Origin of the sequence: Sphaerospermopsis sp. LEGE 00249, assembly GCF_014299995.1 — a bacterium.
GTDB classification, from domain to species: domain Bacteria; phylum Cyanobacteriota; class Cyanobacteriia; order Cyanobacteriales; family Nostocaceae; genus Sphaerospermopsis; species Sphaerospermopsis kisseleviana.
Window position 1 is genome coordinate 23378 of the sequence record NZ_JACJUZ010000064.1, and the last position, 7071, is coordinate 30448.

Sequence of the window (7071 nt, forward strand, 5' to 3'; positions counted from 1 at the left end):
CAAGAGTAAAAGCGATACATTCGGTAAGCTATGCTAAAGAACTTTCTCCACAATTGCTTTATAATTTCATTGCTAAATACATCAAAACTTTATGAAAATGAACAAACCTATTGCTATTGATTTATTTGCTGGTGCTGGCGGATTTGGTTTAGGTTTTGCGATGGGAGGTTTTAATATTCCCCTGTCTGTTGAAATTGATGCTTGGGCGTGTGATACTCTCCGTTATAACCACCCTGACATGAAAATAATTCAAGATGATATTCGTAATTTTAATACTTTAAGTAGTGTTAAAGAAATTTGTCTATACAAACCGGATATAGTTATTGGTGGTCCTCCATGTCAAGGTTTTAGTGTTGCAGGTCCAGCACGAAAAGACCCTAATGATCCTAGAAATACTTTATTCATTAACTTTTCTCAGTGGATAAATTTTCTTCAACCTAAAGCATTTGTGATGGAGAATGTTAAAGGTTTACTCTTACGCAAAAATAGCGAAGGTTTAAAAGTCATAGATATTATTAAACAAACTTTTGAAGAACTTGGATATTTTGTAGAAGTATGGTTACTGAATTCTGCTGAATATGGTGTACCACAAGTTAGAGAGCGTGTTTTTATTGTTGGAAACAAACTAGGTAAACAATTAGGTACTCCTCAAAAAACCCATTCTCTAGACTTATTAAAAAATAAGATATGGCAATTATCCCTTGAAGAAATAAATTTACTTCCTGCTATCAGCTTATGGGATGCAATATCAGATTTACCTCCACTTAATGCGAGAGAAGGTAAAGAAGAACAACCTTATATATCAGAATATCAAAATCAATATCAGCACTGGATCAGAAATGGTAGTAAAATTCTTTATAATCATGTAGCAATGGAACATTCTCCGCGATTAGTAGAACGTTTTAAGCAAATAAAATGGGGTGAATCCAGTTCAGATGTTCCTATAGAATATGGTGCTAAACGTCGTAGTGGAAATGGTGACTTATCTAATAAAACTTACGATCAAAACAATAGACGGTTACATCCATACAAACCATCACACACGATAGCAGCTTCCTTTTATGCCAATTTTATCCACCCTTTCCAGCATCGTAATTTGACTGCTCGTGAAGGTGCGCGTGTCCAATCTTTCCCTGATACTTATCGTTTTTTAGGAAAGAAAACTGTTGTATCTCATAAGTTATTACACAGAGAAAATAGATTAAATGAAAAGTTTCTTTGCCAGTATAATCAGATAGGTAATGCTGTACCACCACTTCTAGCTCAAGCAATTGCAATTCATCTTCAAGAAAAATTAGAGCTATGTCCACAACTGATAGAAACCCTTTAGTTCATGGTTCAAATCTCGAACAAAAAGAAAATCACCGCAAAAAATATAGAGATGCTGAAAGCAGAAAATTTCTCCAAGAAATCAGAATTGAATATGATAAATGGCATTCAGCTAATATTGAATTAGTTGGACCAACATCAACACCTAATGAAAATGATAATGCAATTATTTCTCAAAGAGTAGAACTTTTATCAGCATATAAGGATTTTTTAGATCAACAACATTATGCTGAAAAGTTTGACTCTCGCTCCAATCTTCACTCTAGTGTATTGGAGGAATTTCTCTATTATTTATTTCGAGATTTAGCAAGAGATTTTGGAGAAAACGCGCTCATTGGAAAATCCCATACTTTCAAAGATATCTTCTTTGTTCCTCCAAAATATGCAGAAATGTTGAAACGCCCCTATGCACGTATTGAAAAGAAAGACCATGATTTTGTGATTGGTGCAACTATTGAAGCATCATTTGAAGCAGTTATACCACCAGAAGAAGAAAATTCAGGTGAAATGCTGACAATTATTAAAGAAGAACCAGACAACTATTCAGATGTTACAGTTACAGGTAATACAGAAACTCATATTTTTGATATTCCAGTCATTGTCATTGAATGTAAAACCTATCTTGATAAAACTATGTTAGAAGGTTCATCAAGAGCAGCAGAAGATTTAAAAGCCAGAAATCCAAATAGTTTATATATCGTATTAATGAAATGGATAAAGTTGACCAGCGATGTTAATCTTCGGAAGTACAAGGTTGATCAGATTTATGTATTACGTCAGCAGAAAAACACGGATCGAGAATTTAGGTATGAAGAAACTTATGTTAAAAATCCAATTAATCCAACTGTAGTACAACATTTATTTCATAAGGTACGGAAGCATTTAACAATGGACTGGACTGGTGGAATTGAACATGGAATAACGCGAGGTTGGTTAATTGAGGAATGAGTTTTTTAAAATTATCTCCATCAGCAGAAATAATTTCTATATCAAACATTAACTCCCCAACTTCACCAAATTTCCCTAAAATCATATTCTGCCACAAGCACCCGTTTCATTAATTCTAAAAGTCACCAACCAACCTTGAGGATATTTTTCCCTTGCTTTTTTCTCCGATCCACTTTCCTCAACATCAATAAAATAATCACCACTATTTGGTTCAATTACCATAAACCAATTGTAATGATCATTGATTAATTCAGGACGAACTCGATTAAAAACAACCCGCGCTTTTTCTCCCCGCGCATTTCTTTCAGCTTCCCTTTTTGCTAATTCTTCCGGTGGTATTGTAAACTCTGGAAAAATTCTTCCTGGTTGACGACGGCGTACTTGTTTTGTATTAGTCATAATTCACCTTACCTCATTTTTATCAATTGCCAATTATTCTTTTTACTCTTCTTTGCGCCTTTGCTCCTTAGCGTCTTTGCGCGAAACAAAAAATCTACTAACTTACATCAATTCTTCAGCTAAAAGCCTACCTTCAACCGGTTCATACTCATCTTCCAATAACCATAACTGAGCAGCTTCATAACTATTACTAGAAAATACAACCTTATCACCCTGTTTAGGATCATAAATTTTACAATTTCCTTCACTATCACAAAGTAATAACAGAATGTATGGAGGTGATAGCATCGGATCTATCCATACTTCTGTAAATTCCCAATTATTCTTCACTAGGTCGGGTGCGTAGGATGACGTGGTATTGGTTGTCCGCATTAATTTTTATCTCCCCATAATAAAGTGGAATACTACTACCATCTGGACTAATTCTATGACCTATTGGTTCAGTAAAAAACATTCCATAACGTTCATAATCTCTAACAATGCCGAGAAATTCTCCTTCTTCTATTATGCACTGTGCAACTAAATTCATGGTATTTTCATCATTAAACACATGAGCAGCAATTCCTTTTTTCAGAAGTCTTTGCATTTGTGGTGTTCCTGGTAAGTGCTTGGCAATATGTCTAACGTCAAGGGTAATTTGACGATTTATTCCCCTCATAATTGAAAGTAAAAAAATAAAAAACGGTAGAGCAATTAACACTCTACCGCTTTTTAAAGCTTTTAAACTTGAGACTTAATTAATCCCAAATCCTAACTACAACTCAACACCAGGAGTCAACAACTCCCGACTTTCTCTAGCTGTAACTTGGACAACACCATTTTCATCCACATCAACGTAAGCAACATCACCGTCTTTGATGCGTCCAGACAGAATTTCTTCCGCCAAACTATCTTCCAACAAGCGCATAATTGCTCGCCGTAATGGCCTTGCACCGTAGCTGGGGCTGTAACCTTCTTGAATCAAGCGGTCCTTGAAGCGATCGCTCACTTCTAAAGTAATGCCTTTTTCTGTCAACCGACCAAACACTTCTTTGAGCATAATGTCGGCAATTTCGGTAACTTCAGCCTTATTCAACTGACGGAAGACAATAATTTCATCCAAACGGTTCAAGAACTCAGGACGGAAGTATTGCTTCAGTTCCTCATTCACCAAAGAACGAATCCGGTTGTATTGAGATTCAGTTTGATCCTCAGCAAACTCGAAACCAATACCGCTACCGCCTTTTTCAATTACCTTAGAACCAATGTTAGAAGTTAAAATTAACAAAGTGTTCTTAAAGTCTACCGTGCGTCCTTTAGCATCAGTCAAACGACCATCTTCTAAAATTTGCAGCAGCATATTGAATACATCGGGGTGTGCTTTTTCGATTTCGTCAAACAGCACTACAGTGTAAGGACGACGACGTACAGCTTCTGTTAACTGACCACCTTCGTTATAACCAACGTAACCTGGAGGTGAACCAATCAATTTACTGACGGTGTGACGCTCCATGTACTCGGACATATCTAAGCGAATCATTGCTTCTTCTGAACCGAAGAAGTAAGAAGCCAAGGATTTAGCTAACTCAGTTTTACCTACCCCAGTCGGACCAGAGAACACAAAACTCGCAATGGGGCGGTTAGGATTCTTCAAGCCCACACGAGCGCGACGAATCGCACGGGAAACCGCTTTCACCGCATCATCTTGACCGATGAGGCGCTGATGTAAGGTGTCTTCCATGTGCAGCAACTTCTCAGATTCAGATTCAGTGAGTTTGTTCACTGGTACACCAGTCCAAGAAGCAACGATATGGGCGATGTCTTCTTCTGTAACCACAGGTTCAACACCATCACCACCAGCTGCATTGGTTTTGTTTTGAGCAATGGAGCGAATTTCCGCTTTAATTTCCATTTCTCTGTCGCGCAGTTCTCCAGCACGGTCAAAGTCTTGAGAACGAACAGCATCATCTTTTTCTTTTAAGATTTGCCGCAGTTCCTTGTCTAATTCCTTCGCTGCTGGGGGTAGCTGGGAGTTAATTAAACGGACGCGAGAACCAGCTTCATCAATTAAGTCAATAGCTTTATCTGGAAGGTAGCGATCGCTAATATATCTATCAGACAACTTCGCCGCTGCCACTAAAGCCTCATCGGAGATTTTTAACTTGTGGTGCGCTTCATAGCGATCGCGCAAACCATATAAAATTTCTATTGTTTCATCAACGGTCGGTTCACCCACCATCACAGGCTGAAAACGTCTTTCCAACGCTGCATCCCGTTCAATGTGCTTGCGGTACTCATCCAAAGTAGTTGCGCCGATACACTGTAACTCACCCCGTGCCAAAGCTGGCTTGAGGATATTCGCTGCATCAATCGCCCCTTCAGCAGCACCAGCACCGATTAAAGTATGAACCTCGTCAATTACCAGGATGACATTACCCGCTTGACGGATCTCATCCATGATTTTCTTTAGACGTTCTTCAAATTCACCCCGGTACTTAGTTCCTGCAACCAGTAAACCAATATCCAGAGTTACCACCCGTTTATCTTCCAGGATATCCGGGATATCTTTGTTAGCGATGCGACTGGCTAAACCTTCAGCAATGGCTGTTTTGCCCACCCCGGGTTCACCAATCAGCACTGGATTATTTTTAGTCCGGCGACCCAAAATTTGAATCACACGCTCGATTTCCTTGGCGCGTCCCACCACAGGATCGAGTTTGTTGTCCACAGCCATTTGGGTCAAATTCGAGCCAAATTCATCCAAAGTAGGGGTTTTTGTGCGACCCGAAGAACCGCCAGGAGTCACTTCCGCAGTTTCTCCCAACATCCTAATCACTTGGGTTCTCACCTTAGACAAATCTACACCCAGGTTTTCTAGCACCCTGGCTGCTACGCCTTCCCCTTCACGGATGAGACCCAACAGCAGATGCTCGGTGCCAATGTAGTTATGCCCTAGTTGGCGTGCTTCTTCCAAGGATAGTTCTAAAACCCGCTTTGCCCGTGGCGTAAACGGAATTTCCACAGCCACAAAGCCGGAACCCCGACCTATGATTTTTTCAACTTCAATCCGGGCATCTTTAAGATTGACACCCATTGACTTTAGCACCTTGGCTGCCACCCCCGTGCCTTCCCCGATCAGACCCAGGAGGATCTGCTCAGTTCCCACAAAGTTGTGACCTAAACGGCGGGCCTCTTCTTGGGCCAGCATGATTACCTTAATGGCTTTTTCTGTGAAGCGTTCAAACATGGCATTTTTCCCATCACCTGCGTCGTGCCGGTATGCTGATTTTAGCACAGGCTAAAATTTTGGATATCTCTATCAAAAAAATAGATACCCCCCAGCCATCACACAAGTTGATGGGTTCATTCATTAATTTTTATTACTTTTTCTATCGCTAGTCTGGTGAGGAGATTGAATTTACTAGCCTTCCTGGAAATTACGACTAACAAGACACTACTAATTTTTAGATTTTGTTAATCTATTCCCAAACAAACTTAATTATCATATACAATGGTACATTGTCAATACAAAAGTTTTTAATATAATAAATTTTTATTAAATAAAAATATTTATTTTGAAATATTGATAAATTGGGCATTGGGAGAGGCAGGAGGCAGAAGGTAAATATTTCTCCCTATTTCCTATCCCCTTCTTACTGTCCCCAGTCACCTATTCAGTTAAACTCCAAGAAGATTTGGCTAGGCGATCGCTAATCATCACTTCCCAATCATCCAAATTTTTGAGAAAACTGGGCTGTTGTAGGTTAGAAGTCCACAAAATTAAAGCATCTTCATTATTATCTTGGTAATAGCGTGGTCTTTTACCAGCAGTCTTAAAGCCAAATTTTTCATAAAGCGAAATTGCCTTTTCGTTAGAAACCCGAACTTCCAACGTTGCCCTTTCTAAACCGCGATCGCTTGCTGTCTTCAGTAGCGCATACAATAAAGCCTGTCCCAAACCTTGACCCTGATATTCAGGATGAACCGCCAAAATTGTAATATGCGCTTCTTCTAAAATTGACCAAAAACAACCCATTCCCAACAAACCACAACTAGAAAATGGGGCAAATAAACCTAAAAAATGACTATTAGGACTTTCCAGTTCTCGACGGTAGCCCTCCATAGTCCACAACCCATCAAAACAGGCTTTATCAAGTTCTAGTAGTTCACTTAAATTCTCTGAAGTTAAGGATTGAATTTTTAAATCTAATAGTTTCACGATGAAGGGAACAGGGGAAGCAGGGGAAGCAGGGGAAGCAGGGGAAGCAGGGGGAAATTATTTTTATTTTCCCAGTCACCAGTCACCAGTCACCAGTCACCAGTCACCAGTCACCAGTCACCAGTCACCAGTCACCAGTCACCAGTCACCAGTCACCAGTCACCAGTCACCAGTCACCAGTCACCAGTCACCAGTCA

Annotated in this window: 8 protein-coding genes; 3 read left to right on the forward strand and 5 right to left on the reverse strand. The window is 39.5% G+C overall.

All coding sequences use genetic code 11. From position 1 onward, the window contains the following. Positions 1-91: 91 nt before the first annotated feature. Positions 92-1330 carry a DNA cytosine methyltransferase gene (locus tag H5968_RS19125; protein WP_187041225.1) on the forward strand — a complete coding sequence of 413 codons (1239 nt, stop codon included), beginning with the start codon at positions 92-94 and terminating at the stop codon, positions 1328-1330. Further along, a complete protein-coding gene (locus tag H5968_RS19130; RefSeq protein ID WP_187041226.1) occupies positions 1303-2277 on the forward strand; it encodes a Bpu10I family restriction endonuclease in 975 nt (324 codons plus the stop codon). The genes H5968_RS19125 and H5968_RS19130 overlap by 28 nt, the downstream gene beginning before the upstream one ends. An 81-nt stretch (positions 2278-2358) precedes the next feature. Here the strand turns inward: H5968_RS19130 and H5968_RS19135 are convergent, their stop codons facing one another. The 5 genes from H5968_RS19135 to rimI all read right to left on the reverse strand — a co-directional run bounded on the left by H5968_RS19135 (position 2359) and on the right by rimI (position 6874). Then, positions 2359-2676 carry a hypothetical protein gene (locus H5968_RS19135; protein WP_187041227.1) on the reverse strand — a complete coding sequence of 106 codons (318 nt, stop codon included), beginning with the start codon at positions 2674-2676 and terminating at the stop codon, positions 2359-2361. Between the two features lie 102 nt (positions 2677-2778). After that, positions 2779-3048, reverse strand: coding sequence for a hypothetical protein (locus H5968_RS19140; protein ID WP_187041228.1), 270 nt, complete (start codon positions 3046-3048; stop codon positions 2779-2781). Continuing rightward, positions 2996-3334, reverse strand: a complete 339-nt coding sequence (locus tag H5968_RS19145; protein WP_187041229.1) for a hypothetical protein — start codon at positions 3332-3334, stop codon at positions 2996-2998. Before H5968_RS19145 ends, H5968_RS19140 begins: the two co-directional genes overlap by 53 nt. A 96-nt stretch (positions 3335-3430) precedes the next feature. After that, entirely contained in the window at positions 3431-5902 is a 2472-nt protein-coding gene (locus H5968_RS19150) for an ATP-dependent Clp protease ATP-binding subunit (protein ID WP_096571105.1), read from the reverse strand. Between the two features lie 423 nt (positions 5903-6325). Beyond that, complete coding sequence (gene rimI, locus H5968_RS19155) at positions 6326-6874, reverse strand: ribosomal protein S18-alanine N-acetyltransferase (protein WP_187041230.1); 549 nt, start codon at positions 6872-6874, stop codon at positions 6326-6328. Between the two features lies 1 nt (position 6875). Between rimI and H5968_RS19160 the strand changes: the two genes are divergently transcribed. Then, positions 6876-7071 (forward strand): hypothetical protein (locus tag H5968_RS19160; protein ID WP_222620734.1); only part of this gene is annotated, 196 nt, incomplete at its 3' end.